Annotated in this window: 16 protein-coding genes and 3 pseudogenes; 6 read left to right on the forward strand and 13 right to left on the reverse strand. The window is 62.8% G+C overall.

The features are described 5' to 3' along the window. The 6 genes and pseudogenes from bioB to AC1DUR_RS25140 form a co-directional block, all read right to left on the reverse strand. Positions 1-992: biotin synthase BioB (gene bioB / locus AC1DUR_RS25115; RefSeq protein WP_477722302.1), on the reverse strand; the 992-nt coding region annotated here is incomplete at its 3' end. A gap of 133 nt (positions 993-1125) precedes the next feature. Further along, positions 1126-2343 (reverse strand): 8-amino-7-oxononanoate synthase, encoded by a 1218-nt coding sequence (gene bioF / locus AC1DUR_RS25120; protein WP_477722303.1) that lies wholly within the window; start codon positions 2341-2343, stop codon positions 1126-1128. A 252-nt stretch (positions 2344-2595) separates the two neighbouring features. Beyond that, positions 2596-3807 (reverse strand): 3-oxoadipyl-CoA thiolase, encoded by a 1212-nt coding sequence (gene pcaF / locus AC1DUR_RS25125; RefSeq protein WP_477722304.1) that lies wholly within the window; start codon positions 3805-3807, stop codon positions 2596-2598. Then, positions 3804-4367, reverse strand: a pseudogene (locus AC1DUR_RS25130) (3-hydroxyacyl-CoA dehydrogenase family protein); the annotation flags it as partial. The pseudogene AC1DUR_RS25130 and the gene pcaF, both read right to left, overlap by 4 nt. Before the next feature lie 53 nt (positions 4368-4420). Next, on the reverse strand, positions 4421-4621 hold the full coding sequence (locus AC1DUR_RS25135) for a hypothetical protein (RefSeq protein WP_477722305.1): 201 nt from the start codon (positions 4619-4621) through the stop codon (positions 4421-4423). Next, positions 4597-5361, reverse strand: coding sequence for a hypothetical protein (locus AC1DUR_RS25140; RefSeq protein WP_477722306.1), 765 nt, complete (start codon positions 5359-5361; stop codon positions 4597-4599). Before AC1DUR_RS25140 ends, AC1DUR_RS25135 begins: the two co-directional genes overlap by 25 nt. A 110-nt stretch (positions 5362-5471) precedes the next feature. Between AC1DUR_RS25140 and AC1DUR_RS25145 the strand changes: the two genes are divergently transcribed. Continuing rightward, positions 5472-5954 carry a hypothetical protein gene (locus tag AC1DUR_RS25145; protein ID WP_477722307.1) on the forward strand — a complete coding sequence of 161 codons (483 nt, stop codon included), beginning with the start codon at positions 5472-5474 and terminating at the stop codon, positions 5952-5954. 274 nt (positions 5955-6228) lie between these two features. Here the strand turns inward: AC1DUR_RS25145 and AC1DUR_RS25150 are convergent, their stop codons facing one another. Next, on the reverse strand, positions 6229-7230 hold the full coding sequence (locus AC1DUR_RS25150; protein WP_477722308.1) for a Bug family tripartite tricarboxylate transporter substrate binding protein: 1002 nt from the start codon (positions 7228-7230) through the stop codon (positions 6229-6231). An 89-nt stretch (positions 7231-7319) separates the two neighbouring features. After that, positions 7320-8309: an NAD(P)H-dependent flavin oxidoreductase gene (locus AC1DUR_RS25155; RefSeq protein WP_477722309.1), complete on the reverse strand. Its 990-nt coding sequence runs from the start codon at positions 8307-8309 to the stop codon at positions 7320-7322. Positions 8310-8468: 159 nt separating this feature from the next. Here AC1DUR_RS25155 and AC1DUR_RS25160 point away from each other — a divergent pair, with 159 nt between their 5' ends. From AC1DUR_RS25160 to tnpC, 5 genes and pseudogenes are all read left to right on the forward strand, one after another. Continuing rightward, positions 8469-9242 carry a GntR family transcriptional regulator gene (locus AC1DUR_RS25160; protein WP_477722310.1) on the forward strand — a complete coding sequence of 258 codons (774 nt, stop codon included), beginning with the start codon at positions 8469-8471 and terminating at the stop codon, positions 9240-9242. A 7-nt stretch (positions 9243-9249) separates the two neighbouring features. Beyond that, complete coding sequence (locus tag AC1DUR_RS25165; protein WP_477722311.1) at positions 9250-10230, forward strand: quinone oxidoreductase family protein; 981 nt, start codon at positions 9250-9252, stop codon at positions 10228-10230. A gap of 54 nt (positions 10231-10284) precedes the next feature. Then, entirely contained in the window at positions 10285-11088 is an 804-nt protein-coding gene (locus AC1DUR_RS25170; protein ID WP_477722312.1) for an enoyl-CoA hydratase/isomerase family protein, read from the forward strand. 2 nt (positions 11089-11090) lie between these two features. Then, positions 11091-12254 carry a CaiB/BaiF CoA transferase family protein gene (locus AC1DUR_RS25175; RefSeq protein ID WP_477722313.1) on the forward strand — a complete coding sequence of 388 codons (1164 nt, stop codon included), beginning with the start codon at positions 11091-11093 and terminating at the stop codon, positions 12252-12254. A gap of 13 nt (positions 12255-12267) precedes the next feature. Beyond that, positions 12268-13377, forward strand: a pseudogene (gene tnpC / locus AC1DUR_RS25180) (IS66 family transposase); the annotation flags it as partial. Positions 13378-13412: 35 nt separating this feature from the next. On the opposite strand, the pseudogene AC1DUR_RS25185 reads toward tnpC, so the two are convergent. The 5 genes and pseudogenes from AC1DUR_RS25185 to AC1DUR_RS25205 form a co-directional block, all read right to left on the reverse strand. Continuing rightward, a pseudogene (locus tag AC1DUR_RS25185) lies at positions 13413-13763 on the reverse strand (IS110 family transposase); the annotation flags it as partial. Between the two features lie 105 nt (positions 13764-13868). Then, complete coding sequence (locus AC1DUR_RS25190) at positions 13869-14168, reverse strand: hypothetical protein (protein WP_477722314.1); 300 nt, start codon at positions 14166-14168, stop codon at positions 13869-13871. A gap of 608 nt (positions 14169-14776) precedes the next feature. Continuing rightward, on the reverse strand, positions 14777-15604 hold the full coding sequence (locus AC1DUR_RS25195) for a transporter substrate-binding domain-containing protein (protein ID WP_477722315.1): 828 nt from the start codon (positions 15602-15604) through the stop codon (positions 14777-14779). A 14-nt stretch (positions 15605-15618) separates the two neighbouring features. After that, a complete protein-coding gene (locus AC1DUR_RS25200; protein ID WP_477722316.1) occupies positions 15619-16701 on the reverse strand; it encodes a porin in 1083 nt (360 codons plus the stop codon). Between the two features lie 41 nt (positions 16702-16742). Continuing rightward, positions 16743-17062: tripartite tricarboxylate transporter substrate-binding protein (locus tag AC1DUR_RS25205; RefSeq protein WP_477722317.1), on the reverse strand; the 320-nt coding region annotated here is incomplete at its 5' end.

Below are 17062 nucleotides of genomic sequence, written 5' to 3' on the forward strand. Positions count from 1 at the left end.
AGTCCCAGGCGCTCAAACAGCTGGCGGTCGCGATCGGCTTGYGGGTTGCTGGTCGTGAGCAGCTTGTCGCCATAAAAAATCGAATTGGCGCCAGCGGCGAAGCACAGCGCCTGCAGGGCTTCGCCCATCTGTTCGCGACCGGCCGACAAGCGGACCATGGTCTGCGGCATGGTGATGCGGGCCACGGCGATGGTACGCACGAACTCGAACGGGTCCAGCGGCGCGGTGTTGGCCAGCGGCGTGCCTGCCACCGGCACCAGGTTGTTGATGGGCACCGACTCGGGATAAGGGTTGAGGTTGGCGAGCTGCGCGATCAGTCCGGCGCGCTGCAGCCGGGTTTCGCCCATGCCGACGATGCCGCCGCAGCAGACGTTGATGCCGGCTTTGCGCACATGACCCAGGGTGTCAAGCCGGTCCTGGTAGGTGCGGGTGCTGATGATGTCGCCATAAAACTCGGGCGCGCTGTCCAGGTTGTGGTTGTAGTAGTCCAGCCCGGCATCCTTCAGGGCCTGGGCCTGCTCGGCCTGCAGCATGCCCAAGGTCATGCAGGTCTCCAGGCCCAGCGAGCGGACCTCGCGCACCATCTCGGTCACGCGCTCCATGTCGCGCTCTTTCGGGCTGCGCCAGGCCGCGCCCATGCAAAAGCGGGTGGCGCCCTGGTCTTTGGCGGCCCGGGCTGCCTCGATGACCTCGGCCAGTGGCATCAGCTTGCTGGCTTTCACCTCGGTCTCGAAATGGGTCGACTGCGGGCAGTAGCCGCAGTCTTCGGCGCAGCCGCCGGTCTTGATGGACAGCAGTGTGGACAGTTGCACTTCATTGGCGTCAAAGTGTTCGCGATGCACCTGCTGGGCGCGAAACAGCAAATCCATGAACGGCAGTTCGTACAGGGCTGCTATGTCTTCGACCTGCCAGCGAAGCGGTGCCTGCGGCGCGGTGGTGGGCGCGGGCGCGCGACGCAGGGACGAAACGGGAATCGTGGCAATGGTCATCATGAGTGCATTTCTCAGGTGAAGAGGGAAGAGAAAAAAGGGATAGCCATGAAAACACGCATCTGAGGGTCGTATTGTCCAGATGGGCCGCCACGGCGGCGAGTGACGAAACGGCCGTGTAACGGAGGAAGTGTTGTCATGGCAACTCCCGGGCGGCACAGGCCAAGCCGTCGACCAGGCGCTGCACGTCCGCGACGCTGTGGCTGGCGCTGAGCGTGATGCGCAGCCGGGCCGTGCCCACCGGTACCGTGGGCGGACGGATGGCCGGCACCCACAGATCTTTCGCATCCAGTGCCGCCATCAGCGCGAGGGCGGCGGCGTTGTCGCCCACGATCAGCGGCTGAATCGCGGTGCTGGAGTCCGCCAGCCGCCAGCCCCGCGCCGGGTGCGCGGCGATCAGGGCGGACAGTTGGGTGCGTAGCTGGGTGATCAGTTGTTGCAGTTGTGCGCGCCGCTGATCGCCCTCGGCGCCGCTGATGAGCCGCAGGCTTTCGCGCAAGGCGTGGGCCACGGCGGGCGGCGCGGCAGTGGTGTAAATGTAGGCGCGTGCCGACTGCACTAGCCAGTCGATGATGGTCGGATGCGCGGCAACAAAAGCGCCGCCCACACCGGCAGCCTTGCCCAGCGTGCCCATGTAGATCAGGCGTTCGCTGCACAAGCCAAAATGTGACAGGCTGCCACGGCCCTGAGCGCCGATCACGCCAAAGCCATGGGCGTCGTCCACGATCAGCCAGGCGTCAAAGCGCTCGGCCAGCGCCAGCAGCGCCGGCAGGTCGGCCAGATCACCGTCCATGCTGAAGACCGCATCGGTCACGATCAGTTTGATGGGCGTGGTACAGCGTTCCAGCTGGTTGGCCAGCACGGTGAGGTTGCGGTGGGCGTAGCGCTGCATTGGTGCCTTGGCCAACAGCGCACCGTCAATCAGCGAAGCATGGTTGAGCTTGTCGGCAAAGATCGTGGCGCTGGCGTCGCCCAGCGCGGTGAGCAAGGCCAGGTTGGCCAGGTAGCCGGTGCAGAAGTACAGCGCCGCAGCATTGGGAATGCAGGGTGCCAGCCAGGCCGCCAGATCGTTTTCGAGCCCGGCATGGGCGCGCGAGTGGCCACTGATCAGGTGCGAGGCGCCACTGCCCGCGCCGTATTGCCGCGCGCCCTCCACCAGCGCCTCGACCAGGGCCGGGTGATTGGCCAGGCCCAGGTAGTCGTTGCTGCAAAACGCCAGCATTTCGCGCGCCGGCTGACCGCCCTGGCTGACCCACTGGCGCGGCGCGCAAGAGGACTCGGCGATGCGGCGCTGACGCTGGAGCCCCTGGGCCTCGCGCTCAAGCCGTTGCCGGTTTAGGTGTTCGATCAGCATCGGGGAAGCCTGCGGGAGGTACAGCGCGGAAGGCTTTGAATCCCGGCACGGATTGGTTGGGCTCAATTTCGACAGATTTCACGCATATAATTATAAATTAATAATAAATCATGTAACCGGCATGTGGTGATCATGTTAGCCGCCGGATTGAGGACTTCCACGCGTTCTTCAGTGAGTGGACAGCTGGAAGATTGGCGCGCAGCTTGACAGGGGCCAAGACCTTCATTTGATTTCCGATCACTTGATAGCCGCTCAAACCTTTTCCAGCACCACTGCGATGCCCTGCCCCATACCGATGCACATCGTGCACAGCGCGTAGCGGCCACCCAGGGCGTGCAGACGATTCACCGAGGTAGTCGCCAGCCGCGCGCCGGAGGCGCCGAGCGGGTGACCAAGCGCGATGGCGCCGCCCCAGGCGTTGACACGCTCGTCGTCGTCGCGCAGGCCCAGCTCACGCAGCACGCCCAAGCTCTGAGCGGCGAAGGCCTCGTTCAGCTCGATCACGTCCATCTGCTCCAACTTTAGGCCGGTGAGCGCCAGCACCTTCTGCACGGCCGGCACGGGCCCCATGCCCATGATGCGCGGAAGCACACCGGCGGACGCCATGCCTACCACGCGGGCCCGCGGCGTGAGTCCGTTGCGCGCGGCCGTGGTCTCGTCGGCAAGCAAAAGCGCGCAAGCGCCATCGTTCAGGCCACTGGCGTTGCCAGCCGTCACCGTGCCATCCGGGCGGACCACGCCCTTGAGCTTGGCCAGTGCCTCCATGGTCGTCTCGCGCGGATGCTCGTCCTTCTCGAAGACGATCGGGTCGCCCTTCTTCTGCGGGATCAGCACGGGTGTGATCTCACGCGCTAGGTGGCCAGCACGCTGGGCGGCAGCGGCCTTGGTCTGGCTGGCCAGCGCCATGCGGTCCTGCGCCTCTCGGGTGATCTTGAACTGCTCGGCCACGTTCTCCGCTGTCTCGGGCATGGAGTCGGCGCCATACGTCGCCTTCATGCGCGGATTGATGAAGCGCGCGCCCATGGTGGTGTCCCAGACGCCGCAGCTGCGGCTGAATGCCGAATCGGCCTTGGCCATCACGAACGGGGCACGGGTCATGCTTTCCACCCCGCCAGCGATGACCAGGTCGGCCTCCTGACAGCGGATGGCTCTTGCTGCCTGGCCCAAGGCCTCGAGGCCGGAGCCGCACAGCCGGTTGATCGTCGCCCCCGGCAGCTCAATCGGCATGCCAGCCAGCAGGCTTGACATGTGCGCGACATTTCTGGTGTCTTCGCCGGCCTGGTTGGCACAGCCATAGAGCAAATCGCTGACTTGGCTCCAGTCGACCTTGGGGTTGCGCGCCATCAGCGCCTTCAACGGTATGGCGCCCAGGTCGTCGGCCCGGACACTCGCCAGGGAGCCGCCGTAGCGGCCGATAGGGGTACGGATGGCGTCGCAGATGAAAGCTTGATTCATGGTGTTCATTGGTCTAAAAGGGAAGAAAGGTCGGCCACAGCGAAGCCATGGCCGGTGGTGCTGGCGATTTCGTGCAGATCGTCGAGCAGTCGCGCACGGTCCTGCTGGCGCGCCCAGTGGACGGGGCCACCGACCCAACGCGGAAAGCCATAGCCCAGCACCAGCACGACGTCGATGTCGCTAGGCCGGGTTGCCACGCGCTCATGCATGACCCGCGCGGCCTCGTTCACCATTGCCAGCATGGCGCGGCGCGGGATCTCCTCTGCGCTCAGTGCACGGCGCTCGATGCCACGTTTCTTCGAAGCCTGCTCGATAATCTCGCGCACGACCGAGTCACTGACGCGCGGCGCCGCCTTGCCATTGGTGTACTGGTAGTAGCCGGCCCCGGTCTTGCGGCCGTAGCGGCCGAGCTCGCACAACTTGTCCAGCACCTCGACATAGCGCACACGCGGATCGCGGGTCGCCGCTTGCGACTTGCGCATCGCCCACGGAATGTCCAGACCGGCCAAGTCACCCACCGAGAAGGGACCCATGGCAAAACCGAAAGCCTCAAGTGCCGCGTCGACGTCTTCGGGCCAGGCACTGAACCGCCCCGAGTTTCGTGGAGGCTGTTTGGTTTAAGTCAGGCCACCACCGCGCCGTTCTTGCTCTCGGCCAGCGCATTGTCATTGGACTGGCGTGAGCGTGACTTGGTCTGCTCCACCCGCAGCTTCTCCAGCAGTTGGGCCACGGTCTTGTTGATGTACTCCGAGCCGTTGTCCGAGTGAAAGCCCAGAATCCTGAACGGAAACTGCTCCATCAGGTCCTGCAGCACAGGCAGCAAGTAGGCCTCGCTGATGCGCTCACAAGTGGCCACCACCTCCCACTGGGTGACGATGTCCACCGCATTGACGTGATAAACCCCCTTGGTGCCGTCCAGATCGCCCTGGTGAACCGAGTCGATGCGGATGAAGCCCGGACGGCCCTCGGGGCGCGCCGCAGGCCTATCGGATTGACCACTGGGCGCGTCTTGGTGAAGCTCACTCGCTGAGCCTGGTAAATCTTGCTGTGGCGCAGGTTGTACAGGTGCGACACCGACAGGCTGGCCAGGCGCTCAAACCGCGCATCGCCAAACACATGCCGTGCCCGCTTGAGCAAATGCGTGGTGGCAGGCCCCGAGAGCGTGCCGTGGGCGCGGTCCACCTCGGCCAGCAGCAAGGCGTCAGCCGGGGTGTAGCGCTGCGCAAACGCATGGGCCGGGGTGCGGTAGCGTTTGTGCAGGCTCTGGCCATCCAGGACCCGTGCCAGCAGCCGGGTGAGTTGGGCCCGCGAGTAGCCGCAGGTGGCCAGCAGGTAGCGCAGTACCACGCCTTTGTCGGGCCGATTCAGGCGGGCGTAGCCAAAGCGCTGGGCCACCGAGACGATGTAGGCGTAGCGGGCGTCATCATTGTCGGGCACGCAAAAGCGCACCTCCAGCGTGCCGCCCAGGAAGGCCTGAAGTTGGGAAATTGTTTGCAGACGGGTCTCGTCCATGTCGATCACCATGCGAAAAATGATCGACCCAAACCCGCCGCTCAGGCTCATACCTCGTTGGAATCACGCACCCCGCTTCAGGCTCATACCTCGTTGGATAAGGCTAACACTTGACTTGCCTAACCGAAGTTGTATCTTTGTAGCCCACTAAATTTACCGTCATGGGCAAGCGCCGTCGACTTGGGGCGAGAGAACGCCTGACGTCTATAGCTCGGAGTGAGCTAGATGCTGACGCGTGGCCAAGTTTTGATGTCGGCGCCCTGACCGAGGACAGAAGGGAACTCTTTCTCAAGCGCAAGCAGGGCATCCTGCTTTACCTGCAGGGAGCCAGTGGAGATGTCATCGAGGCCGAAACAGGCCTGGGGCGAAGTCAAATTCACAGGCTCATCACCGAGAGATGCCTGGTGACCCATGAAGATGGGCAGCTTTACGGCTGGAGAGGCATCAACCCCCACCAACGAATCAAGCCATACACCCGCACCAAACAGATTCAGCCGGACCCGTGGGGGATGGGAACTGGTGGCGCATTACAGCTGCTTTTTTCGGCCGAAAAAGGCAGTCAGTTAAAAGCGCGCTTCACAAAAGAGATTCTCAAAAAAACTGGCGCCACCTGGAGAACCATAAACTACCCAAGCAGGATTTGATCGTGTGCTTTCTGACGGAAGCCCGAAATTTATCCCCAGACGCAGGGAGCAAGTGGCCGTTCAACGTGGCGAAGCAGGGCCAGGTCACCATAGGCGCGTTTATCAATAAAGTCCTGACTGATACGGTTTTGCGTTCAAAGATAGAAACCGTTCGCCTTGAGCTTGTCGAAAGGCTCCCCGGCTTCGACAAGCTCAGCCCGAACAGATCTTGTCGAATGAACGCAACTTGGTATGAGAGGGAAAAGACTTGCTCATTGACGACCAGGACGAAGAATCATTCCACAACGATGCGCGCGTCTTTCACAAGGCGAGTCCACTTCTCGAGTTCTGCGATTGTCATTTCGCGCAGGCGCGCTGCGCTCTGGTACTGCGCGTCGTAGCCTGTTCTTTTCAGGTTTTCGATGACGGTCGGGTTCTGCAACACCTTCCTGATCGCCATATCCAGTTTGCTTGTAACTGAAGCGGGCAAATTGGCTGGTCCGGCCAAGCTCCACCACGCGCTGGCGACAGCGGGGATGCCTTGCTCCTTGACCGTAGGAATGTCCGGTAACGCGCCCGAACGCTCGGGGGACACGACGCCCAGGATTCGAATCTTGCCGCTTTTTTCCTGTCCAATGACCGTCGTCAGAGCGGCGAACGCCAAAGGCGTCTGGCCACCCATCAAATCCGTCATCAGCTGCGCGCCGCCCTTGTAGGGAACATGGACCAAGGAAGTCCCGGTGACCGATTGAAAGAGCTCTGCCGCAAGGTGAGCGGCTCCCCCGACGCCGGATGTGCCGTATGTCAATTGACCCGGCGCCCGCTTCGCCGCCGCCACCAGATCGGCCATCGTCTTCAGCGGGGAACTCGAAGGGACGACGACCGCAGCGCCTGCACCCGCCGCAAACATGGCGATCTGGGTGAAGCCACTGAGCGGGTCGTACTTCTGCTTCTTGAGCGCGGGTGCCAGGGTCACCGGTCCGCTGCCGAGCAGGGCCAACGTATAACCATCCGGCGTCGCCCTGCTCAATTGCTCGGCGGCGATCGTTCCGCCCGCTCCAGGACGATATTCGACGATCAGGGGCTGCCCGAGTTCTTGCTCCAACTCGTGCTGGAGAGCACGGAACACACCATCGGCAGCTCCGCCTGCGGTATAGCCGATCATCATCTTGATCGGCTTGATCGGCTTGTTCGGATAAGCCTGAGCAAACGTCCCCATCGGGGCGATGGCAATCGCTACAGTGATCGCGGCACGCCGCAGCAGCGAAAGTACCGTCAAGGTTCGAGGTGTATTCATGTCGTGTCTCCTATGTCAAAGGGGGTGGTTTGCTGCGCAGAGCGCTCATTGAGCAGACAACTTAGGGTCGGTCCAGGTTTCGTCGCCGCTCAAGCCATGACCTCAGGATCGGAGTGCCAAGAACGCTCGAGCCGCTGACGGGCCTGCGCGTATTCGCGCTTCAACTTCTCGATGAAAGCCGCGGCGGTCGTTACTTCGGTCACGGCGCCGATTCCCTGCCCCGAACCCCAGATGTCTTTCCAGGCCTTGGCCTTGCTGCCGTCGCCGCCGAAGTCCATGGTCTTCAGATCGCCTTCGGGCAGGTTGGCCGGGTCCATGCCCGCAGCCAGGATGCTGGGCGCAAGGTAGTTGCCGTGCACGCCGGTGAAGAGGTTCGAGTAGACGATGTCGTCGGAATTGCCGGCGACGATGGCCTGCTTGTACTCGGCGCTGGCACGAGCTTCCTCTGTCGCGATGAAAGCGGTGCCGATGTAGGCGAAGTCGGCGCCCATGGCCTGCGCCGCAAGCACTGCGTCTCCGGTCGCGATCGAGCCCGAGAGGGCGATGGGGCCCTCAAACCACTGGCGGATTTCCTGAATCAGCGCAAACGGACTCTTGACGCCCGCATGGCCACCGGCACCCGCAGCCACCGCGATGATGCCGTCGGCGCCCTTCTCGATCGCCTTTTTCGCGAAGGTGTTGGTGGTGATGTCGTGCAGCGTCACGCCACCATAGCTGTGCACCGCATCGTTCACATCGGTGCGCGCGCCGAGCGATGTGATGACGATCGGCACCTTGTACTTCACGATCACCTCCATGTCATGCGCCAGTCGATCGTTGCTCTTGTGGACGATTTGGTTGACGGCGAATGGCGCGGCTGGCTGGTCGGGGTTGGCCTTGTTGTATGCCGCGAGCTCTTCGGTGATCTCAATCAGCCACTCCTCGAGTTGCGCCGCCGGCCGCGCGTTGAGTGCCGGCATCGAGCCAACCGCACCTGCCTTGCATTGCGCGATGACGAGTTTCGGTGTGCTGATGATGAACAGAGGTGAGCCGATGATTGGCAACGGCAGGTTGGCGAGGACGGCGGGCATTTTGGACATTCGTTCTCCGGAAATAAAGAGTTCTGTGGATTGGACAACTTCGCGAAGTTCTTAATATATACCGATATTAGTTATCCGTATACATATACATGCATTGTGTATTGTAAATTAGAGCTACTGGTGCTAGCATGACCAAATTGCAGCAAAACAAGGAGTCCGATGGTCGAATCCCCCCGAATCAGTCGTAGCGACAGGATCCGCGCAGCCATTGAGGCAGAGATCGCCTCCGGCCGGCTCCCGGCAGGCTCGCGCATCGAAGAGCGAATGCTCATGGAGCGCTTCGAGGTATCGCGCACGCCCGCCCGCGAGGCGATCCTGCAGTTGACGTCCGCAGGGTTGGTGACGGCCGTGCCGCGGCAAGGTGCGGTCGTCAGCGGCCTCTCGCTGCCTGAATACATCGCGATGCTCGAAATTCTGCTGGAGCTCGAGGGCCTGGCCGCCCGCCTCTCAGCGCGGCGCATGCCAATCGTGCAACGGCTCCAGCTCGAACAGGCCGCCAAGGCCTGCGCCGAGGTCGCTTTGCTCGATGACGCCACCGCATACGGCGACGCGAACCGGCTGTTCCATGAAATCATCTACGACGGCAGCTGCAACGGTGTGCTCGCCCGCCAGCTGCGCACGCTGCGGGCGCGCATGCAACACCCCAAGGACTCCGTGTTCGACACGCCCGGCCGCATCGCGACGTCGCTGGCCGAGCATGAGCTTGTGCTCAAAGCCATCCTGAACGGCGACGAGGAAGGTGCGAGCCGTGCGATGAAGGGACACATCTCGAGCGGCGGGAACGTCTTTGCAGACAGCATCGCGACGATCGCCAAAGCACAGGCGAGCTCGCACCCCGCCAATCCGGCCGAGAACGGCGTTCCTGCCAGGGCCGCTGCAGCCAAACGCGCCAGGGAGCGCATCCAGGTCAAACCCGAATTTCCACAGAACTGAAAACCACATGAAAACCACAGCAATTCAGATCCATCGACATGGCGGGCCGGAAGTCCTTTCAGTCACTTCCGTCGAAGTCGGCGAACCGAAGCCGGGCGAGGTCCGCATTCGTCAGAGCGCGATCGGCCTGAACTTCGCAGACATCTACCAACGCCGCGGCGCCCACGGCCCGCACCAGACGGCATCATTTCCGGCCACGCTCGGATCGGAGGGTGCGGGAGTCGTGGATGCCGTCGGCGACGGCGTCGACAGCGTTCGCGTCGGCCAGTCGGTCGCGTACATCCATCCCGGCGCATACCAGGCAGTCCGGAACGTTCCGGTGTCCCAGGTCGTGGCTCTGCCGCAGGGCTTCTCCGAAGAAATCGCGGGCGCGACGATGGTGCGTGRCCTGACGGCGGAGTACCTGCTGCGCCGCCTGTACGTCGTGAAGCCCGGCGACGAAATCCTGGTCCACGCCGCTGCAGGCGGCATGGGCGTGATCCTTTCGCAATGGGCGCGTGCGCTCGGCGCGACCGTCATCGGTACCGTCGGTTCGGAGGCGAAGATACAGGTCGCCCTGGACCACGGTTGCCACCATGTCATTAACTACCGCTCGGAAGATTTTGCGGCGCGAACGATGGAGATGACCGGCGGCCGGGGTGTCGCCGTCGTTTACGACGCCGTCGGGAAGGACGTCTTCGTGCAGTCGCTTGATTGCCTTCGCCCGCTCGGCATCGCCATCAACTACGGTACGGCCTCAGGGGACGTGGAGAGCTTTGATCTGGACCTTCTGCACGCAAAATCTCTCTGCGTGTCGCGGCCGACGTTGCGCACGTTCATCGCGAAGCCCGCCGATCTGCAGCGCGGCGCTGCTGCGCTGTTCGACGCCGTCACCCGCGGTATGGTGCGGCTCGAAGTCAATCGGCACTACGCCCTGACCGACGTGCGCCGTGCGCATGAGGAACTCGAGAGCCGCAGCACGACGGGCGCCGCCGTTCTGGTGCCCTGAGTCGCTGCCGCCGCCACTGCGCCCAATCCCACACATTCGATGAAGACAGAAACCTTGACGAACATCATGCCCAACTCCCCCCAGCCGGATCCGCATGGGTCAGACGAGACACTGCCGGTCCTGCGAATCGACAACGGCGTTGCCACGCTCCGCTTGAATCGGCCGGCAGTCCACAACCGGCTGGAGCCTGACGATGTGGTCTTCGTTCGGGACACGATCGAGCGCATCAACAGCGATGACTCCGTCCGGGTGCTGATCGTCACCGGCACCGGCAAGAGCTTTTGCTCGGGCTTCGACATCCGCGCTTTCGGCAGCCCGCCCAATCGGCGAATGGACTTCCAGGCATTGACCGACGAACTGGAAAATGCCCGGCCCGTCACGATTGCACATCTCAATGGACCGGCGTACGGCGGAGCAACCGACATGGCGCTGGCCTGCGACTTTCGCATCGCAGTAGACAGCGCCCGCATGTTCATGCCGGCCGCGACAATCGGCCTTCAGTACTACCCGCACGGCCTGCGACGGTGGGTCACGCGCCTGGGGTTGGGCGCGGCCAAGAGACTTTTCCTGACCGCCGAGACCATCGACGCCAGGGAAATGCTCCGCATCGGGTTTCTGGACCGGATCGAGCCGGCCGGCAAGCTCGATGCAGCGGTGAACGAACTCGCCCGGCTGCTGGCAGCGATGCCGCCGCGCGTGATGGAAGGGACGAAGAAAATGCTGAACGATGTGGCTCGTCAGGAGTTCGATGCGAAAGCGGGCCAGGCACTGCACGACAGGAGCCTTGCGTCGCGCGACATGAAGGAAGCCCTGGCGGCAAGGTCCGAGAAGCGGTCACCAACCTTCACAGGAGACTGAGCATGGTGCAGAACCAGACCTTGACCGGCCCTCTTGCCGGCTTCACTGTGATCGACCTGACGCGGGTACTCGCCGGGCCTTACTGCACGATGCTCCTGGCCGATCTTGGCGCCAGGGTCATCAAGGTGGAGCAACCAGGCACGGGCGACGATTCACGCCAGGTCGGGCCTTTCATTGGCGATGACTCTGCCTACTTCATGTCCGTGAACCGTAACAAGGAGTCCATCGCACTGGATCTCAAGTCACCTGAAGGGCGCAAGGTCTTCGAAGCGCTGCTGCAGAACGCCGATGTGCTGGTCGAGAACTTCCGGCCTGGAACGATGGAGAAGCTGGGCTATGGATGGGAAACGCTCCACGCCCGCTTTCCGCGCCTGGTCTTCACGTCGGTGTCGGGCTTCGGGCAAACCGGCCCTTACAGCAAACTTCCCGCCTACGACATGGTGGTGCAGGCGATGAGCGGAATCATGAGCCTGACCGGGCAGCCGGGCGGCCCGCCAACACGCGTGGGAGTCTCGATCGGCGATCTCGCCGCCGGGCTCTATGCCGCCCTCGGGACGCAAGCAGCATTGCTGCAGCGCGAACGGACCGGCCGGGTGGAGTGGGTGGATGTCGCGATGCTGGACTGCCAGGTGGCGCTGCTCGAGAATGCGATCGCACGGACGCAGGTCGACGGACGCGCACCGGGCCCGAACGGATCGCGCCATCCTTCGATCACGCCTTTCGACGTGTTCCGCGCGTCCGACGGCTGGTTTGTGATCGCAGTGGGCAACGATCCGTTGTTCCAGCGCCTGTGCGTCACGCTGGAACTGCCGGCCCTGAAAGAGGACCCACGCTTCGCCACCAACGTGCAGCGCTGCACGTTTCACCAAGCCCTGAAGTCCCTGCTGGAAGAAAGACTGGCATCGGCTCCGTGCGCCCACTGGATGGACCTGCTGACCAGAAACAACATTCCGACCGGACCGTACAACGATGTTGCGGACGTGTTGACAGATCCTCAGGTGCGATCGAGGGACATGCTCGTTCAGATTCGGGCATACAACGGCCAGGAAATTGCGGTGGCCGGCAACCCGGTGCATGTGGGTGCGCACCGCACGCCGCTGACCCGTCAGCCGCCGAGACTCGATCAGGATCGAGCCCGCATTCTGGCCGAATTCCAGCCGTCCTAGTAAGCCATCGCTGCTCAAGCGCTTGAAGTTCGCCGCGCAGTCGGAACGCTACAGCGCCGAGCAAAGAAGCCTGCTGGACGAGACGCTGGACGCCAACCTGCAGGCGGTCAGCGACGAGATCGAGCAGCTCACCTCGGTCGAGGCCGCGCCACGCGAGAAGCAGCAAGCCACGCGCCAGCCGCTGCCGGCAAACCTGCCCCGGCGCGAGATCCGCCACGAACCTGAGTCCACCACCTGCGGCTGTGGCTGCCAAATGAAACGCATCGGCGAGGACGTGGCCGAGAAGCTGGACTACCAGCCGGGCGTGTTCACCGTGGAGCGCCATGTCCGTGGCAAGTGGGCCTGCACAAACTGCGAAACGCTGGTGCAGGCTCCAGTGGAGGCGCACATCATCGACAAAGGCATCCCCACCACCGGGCTGCTGGCCCAGGTGCTGGTGGCCAAGTTTGCAGATCATTTACCCCTGTACCGCCAGGAAACGATCTTCGGGCGTGCCGGATTCGCCATCCCGCGCTCGACGCTGGCGCAGTGGGTGGGTTCCTGCGGCGTGCAGTTACAGCCGCTGGTCGATGCGCTCAAGGATGAAATCCTTAAACACGCTGTGCTGCACGCGGACGAGACGCCGGTGCAGATGCTCAAGCCCGGTAACGGCAAGACGCACCGGGCCTACCTCTGGGCCTACGCCAGGCGCATCGTGGGCTGGCGCGTGAGCAGTTCGATGCGCACGGACTTTGTGCTCGATGCGCTGGAGCAAGCCTTGTACGCCAGACAGCCCGAGCGCGATGGGACACTGATCCATCATTCGGACAGGGGTTCGCAATACGTCAGCATTCGCTACAGCGAGCGATTGGCCGAGGCCGGCATAGAGCCCTCGGTGGGCAGCCGGGGCGACAGCTACGACAACGCCCTGGCCGAGACGATCAATGGGCTGTACAAGGCCGAACTGATCCACCGCCGGGCGCCCTGGAAGACCAGGGAGGCTGTGGAGCTGGCAACGCTCGAATGGGTGTCTTGGTTCAACCACCACAGGCTGCTGGAGCCCATCGGCTACTTACCACCTGCAGAAGCTGAGGCACACTACTACCGGCAACTCGCCAATCAGGCCACCACCGTGGTGGCCTGATTTAAACCAAACAGCCTCCACGAAACTCGGGGCGGTTCACCCTCGGCCTCCTTCAGTATTCCGGGGATTGCTTTCTTGAACGCCACTGGAGACTTGGCGATCGAGATGCCACGTTCGCCGAGCAGGCCTCTGGCCTGGTTGATGATCGCAGTGCGCTGATGGACCAGCAACTCACGCACCCGATGTACCGCCTGCATGTCCTGTTGTTCAATCGACTTGACTGGCACGAAATTCATGCTGAGTCTGGACGCCGCCTCAACGATTGCCTCAGCATCGTTTCGATCATTCTTGTTCGTTTTGACAAACGGCTTAACGTAGTGAGGGCTGATGAGCCTTACTTCGGCCCCCAACTCCTGGAATCGTCTGGCCCAGTGATGGGCGGAATCTGGCCCGCTGGAGTACGCCAGCGCGGGTGTTCCTGGGTCTTCTTGAAGCACGGACCAGATGACCCAGTACGCCCGACAACTTGCAAGTCCCCGAAAATTCAGTCCTTAGGTGACCTTGACTGCTATCTGCGGTGACTTGAAATCGGCGCGAGTGAGTTGGCCCGTCTGGTATTTTTTTGCAAGATGCAGCAGCACGGGATCGTAGAGGGAAAAGAGCTTCGTGAACGCCTGCTCCTTTCTCTCAAAATCTGCGTCGGGCAGATAGGCTCGACCCGCCTTTTCTTCCTCAATGGGATCGAGCACCGCGGAGCCGAAAGGCAGTAGAAAGCTCGCCGCCTTCAGCCCCGGATATCGCGGCGAGTAAGGATTCAGGCAGATCTTCAGCACGGCATCGCCTTGCGCCATGTGACCGACGATCGCAGCATCGATTTCCTTCCTCCTGAAGAAGTCACCGTTCCTGTAGAAATAGCAAGGCTTAGCTGGAGCTCCTTGCTACTTTCCCATCTTTGCGAAAACCACTAGCTTTTAGCGGTGCAAATCGGGGCCGTCAGTCATGGGTTACTGCTGGAGGCAACAAAATCCCGGCCGCCCAGTGGGAGGGAAGATATTTAAAATCAACCAGTTAGCACCGACCAGTGCAGAATTTCCCCTTTTTATTGCTGTACAGGCACACCAATTCTTTTAGCTCTCCGAAGCCGTGTACCCAGAGGTGTACCCAAGAAAAGTGACGTGGAAGAAGAGTGAGTGTTGGCGCGGGTTGCAAGCGATCTTTCGATCCAGCCCCAGCAGCTTTTTACTTGCAACTACTGTGCTGACGGGAGGTTCGCTCAGCTCTTGCAACTTGAAAATGAGTTGATGCAACGGAGTACTTGGATTCATCTCGCCGTCCAGGTCCGCATCGACCAGTGACTTCGCACCATGGATGCATGGCTTTATCAAGCACAGGTAAGAGTTGCTCAAACAGCTTATCTACATCACTCTTGCCGGAACCCGCCTCACAACGCCGTGATGTTCTACTGTGCCGGAGGCACCGTGCCACGCAGACCGGCACGCATGATGGCGCGATCGAGTTCGCCGTTGCGCCGGACTTCCTCGGTGAAGGCCCGCAGGTACGGCATGCCGCCGGCACGGCCCTTGGGGATGGCGGGGGCGAGATGTTCGCTGCCCCAGCCGCCCTCGAGCACGCGCGCGCCAGGCACTCGTTGGGCCAGTTCGAACAAGATGCCCTTGTTGGTGGCGAATGCGTCGATCTCCCGAGCCTGCAGCGCTGAGCGCGCCGCCTCCAGCGTCGGGAAGCTACGCAGCTTCGCCTCCTTCAGGCGACCTCCGAGCACCCGCTCCGAGGAACTGCCCTGGCTGACGCCAACGGTCACACCTGGCTGGTCCAAGCGCTCGATCGCCGTGACGCGCGGCACGGAGGGCACCAGCACACCGAGTTCCAGGTCCACCAGTGTGGGCGCGAAATCCACCACGCGCGCACGCTCGGTCGTTGCGTTGGTGACCGTGAGATCGGCATCTCCCCGCTGCAGCGCCGCCAGTGCCTCCGCAAGACGCGGATAAACAGCGATCTGCGCGGGCACGCCGAGGCGGGCCGCCAGGGCGCGGCCGAGGTCGACGCTGACCCCCCGCATGCTCTCAGGCGGTGCCTGTTCCACCAGCGACGTGGGACTGCCGGGATAGACTGCGACGCGCAGCGTTCCCGTCGGCGCAAGCGCTTCACGCGCGGCAGCGGGCACCCCCGGCACCGGAGCGGTGGCGCAGCCGCCAAGAGAGGCGCCGACGGCCAGCACAGCCACCAGCAGACGCCGGCGGGAACGAACGAGAGCATCAGGGCTGAACATGAGGCGCCTGCGGGCTAGAAGGAATGCCTGATGCCGACGCTCACGCCGTTSGAYGTGGACTTGTTGCCGGCGCCCAGGTAATTGCCTTTCCARTTCGTCGTGTCGAGCTCCAGGAACACCCTGCTGCGCCGGGAGAACTTGTACTCCATGAAGGCAAGGAGGCGATTGAAACCGTCGTCCGCCTGCGCGGTTCTGCTGCGGTCCACCTTGTAGTAGCCTGCAAGCACGTCCACGGCGGGCGTGAYCGCGTAATTGRCGCCGGYGGAGAGCAGCCGATTCCKGGTCACCGCCGTCGCCGACGTTTCACCCCGGTTGTAGCCGGCGTTGGCCATCACGCGCAGCGASGGCAGYGCAAGCCAGCTGGCGCCCAGGTTYGCGGCCCGCAGTTCACGGTTGTTCGCGTCCCTGAACTGGGTGTAAGCGCYGGTGGCAGARAATGCGCTGCTAAKGTAGTCCAGCCCCAGACCGGTCGAGTTCTGCTTCGAMGTGTCCCCTGCCGTCTCGCCAAAGCTGTACATGGCGCGCGCCACCACAGGCCCGAAAGGCRTTGAATACTTGACGGAATTGTTGACGCGGTTGGATGAACCGGTGGAGTTCGTGGTGCCGAACTCGATGCCCAGCTGGTGCCCCGTGAGACTGGTCACTTGAATGTTGGGGTTCAGACCGGCAAAGCGCAGGCCAATCGGATCGACCACGCCGACGGAATCTGCGACCAGTGTGTTCTGGCGGCCGGCCGTCACGGTGCCCCAGCTGCCACTTAACCCAATGATGGATGCGCGATCGAAGAACGTRGTGGCGTTGGCGGACGYGCCCGTGTCGACGTTGATGCCGGATTCCACGTTGAAGAGCGCCCGCAGGCCGCCGCCCAGGTCCTCGGACCCGCGCAGGCCCCAGCGGCTGGTCGRACCGACGCCGCTGGCCACCGTCGTCGTGTTCAGCGGGGAGCGCGCRTACGTGCTCGTGARYCCTGTCTGGTRGCGCACCGATGTATCAAGGATGCCGTACAGCGTGACGCTGCTGGTTTGCGCCATCGCRGAAAAKCCCGCGCAAAGGCCGGCGGCAACGGCCAGTTTTTTCATCTTCATCTTCATCTTCATTTYTGTCTCCTCGTTTATTGGACTTGTAAAARGGTTGGGGGTTATTGACGTGGCACCTTGGCGCGCACGATCACGTCTGACCATCGRCGGATCTCGGACGCCAGCAGATCACGCAGCTGCTCGGGCGTGCCTCCTCGGGGCGTGACATTCAGCCCRGCGAGCTGTTTGCGYACACCGGGATCGGCAAGGACCTTGTTCACTTCCCGATTGAGCATGGCGATCACCTGCGGCGGCGTGCGCGCTGGCGCCGCCAGCGCATTCCAGGAGGCGACGTCGAAACCAGGCACGCCGCTCTGCGCCATCGTCGGCACATCGGGCAAGGCTGACGCTCGCTGCGCCCCCATCACGGCCAGCGGCCGCA

Source organism: Polaromonas sp. P4_F4, from assembly GCF_056401355.1.

What these genes read in the sequence shown, in the direction of transcription:
- bioF (WP_477722303.1), bottom strand. Translation starts at nt 2,343, where the DNA reads ATGCTGATCGAACACCTAAACCGGCAACGGCTTGAGCGCGAGGCCCAG.
- pcaF (WP_477722304.1), bottom strand. Translation starts at nt 3,807, where the DNA reads ATGAACACCATGAATCAAGCTTTCATCTGCGACGCCATCCGTACCCCT.
- AC1DUR_RS25140 (WP_477722306.1), bottom strand. Translation starts at nt 5,361, where the DNA reads ATGAGCCTGAGCGGCGGGTTTGGGTCGATCATTTTTCGCATGGTGATC.
- AC1DUR_RS25145 (WP_477722307.1), top strand. Translation starts at nt 5,472, where the DNA reads ATGGGCAAGCGCCGTCGACTTGGGGCGAGAGAACGCCTGACGTCTATA.
- AC1DUR_RS25150 (WP_477722308.1), bottom strand. Translation starts at nt 7,230, where the DNA reads ATGAATACACCTCGAACCTTGACGGTACTTTCGCTGCTGCGGCGTGCC.
- AC1DUR_RS25155 (WP_477722309.1), bottom strand. Translation starts at nt 8,309, where the DNA reads ATGTCCAAAATGCCCGCCGTCCTCGCCAACCTGCCGTTGCCAATCATC.
- AC1DUR_RS25160 (WP_477722310.1), top strand. Translation starts at nt 8,469, where the DNA reads ATGGTCGAATCCCCCCGAATCAGTCGTAGCGACAGGATCCGCGCAGCC.
- AC1DUR_RS25175 (WP_477722313.1), top strand. Translation starts at nt 11,091, where the DNA reads ATGGTGCAGAACCAGACCTTGACCGGCCCTCTTGCCGGCTTCACTGTG.
- AC1DUR_RS25190 (WP_477722314.1), bottom strand. Translation starts at nt 14,168, where the DNA reads ATGGCGCAAGGCGATGCCGTGCTGAAGATCTGCCTGAATCCTTACTCG.
- AC1DUR_RS25195 (WP_477722315.1), bottom strand. Translation starts at nt 15,604, where the DNA reads ATGTTCAGCCCTGATGCTCTCGTTCGTTCCCGCCGGCGTCTGCTGGTG.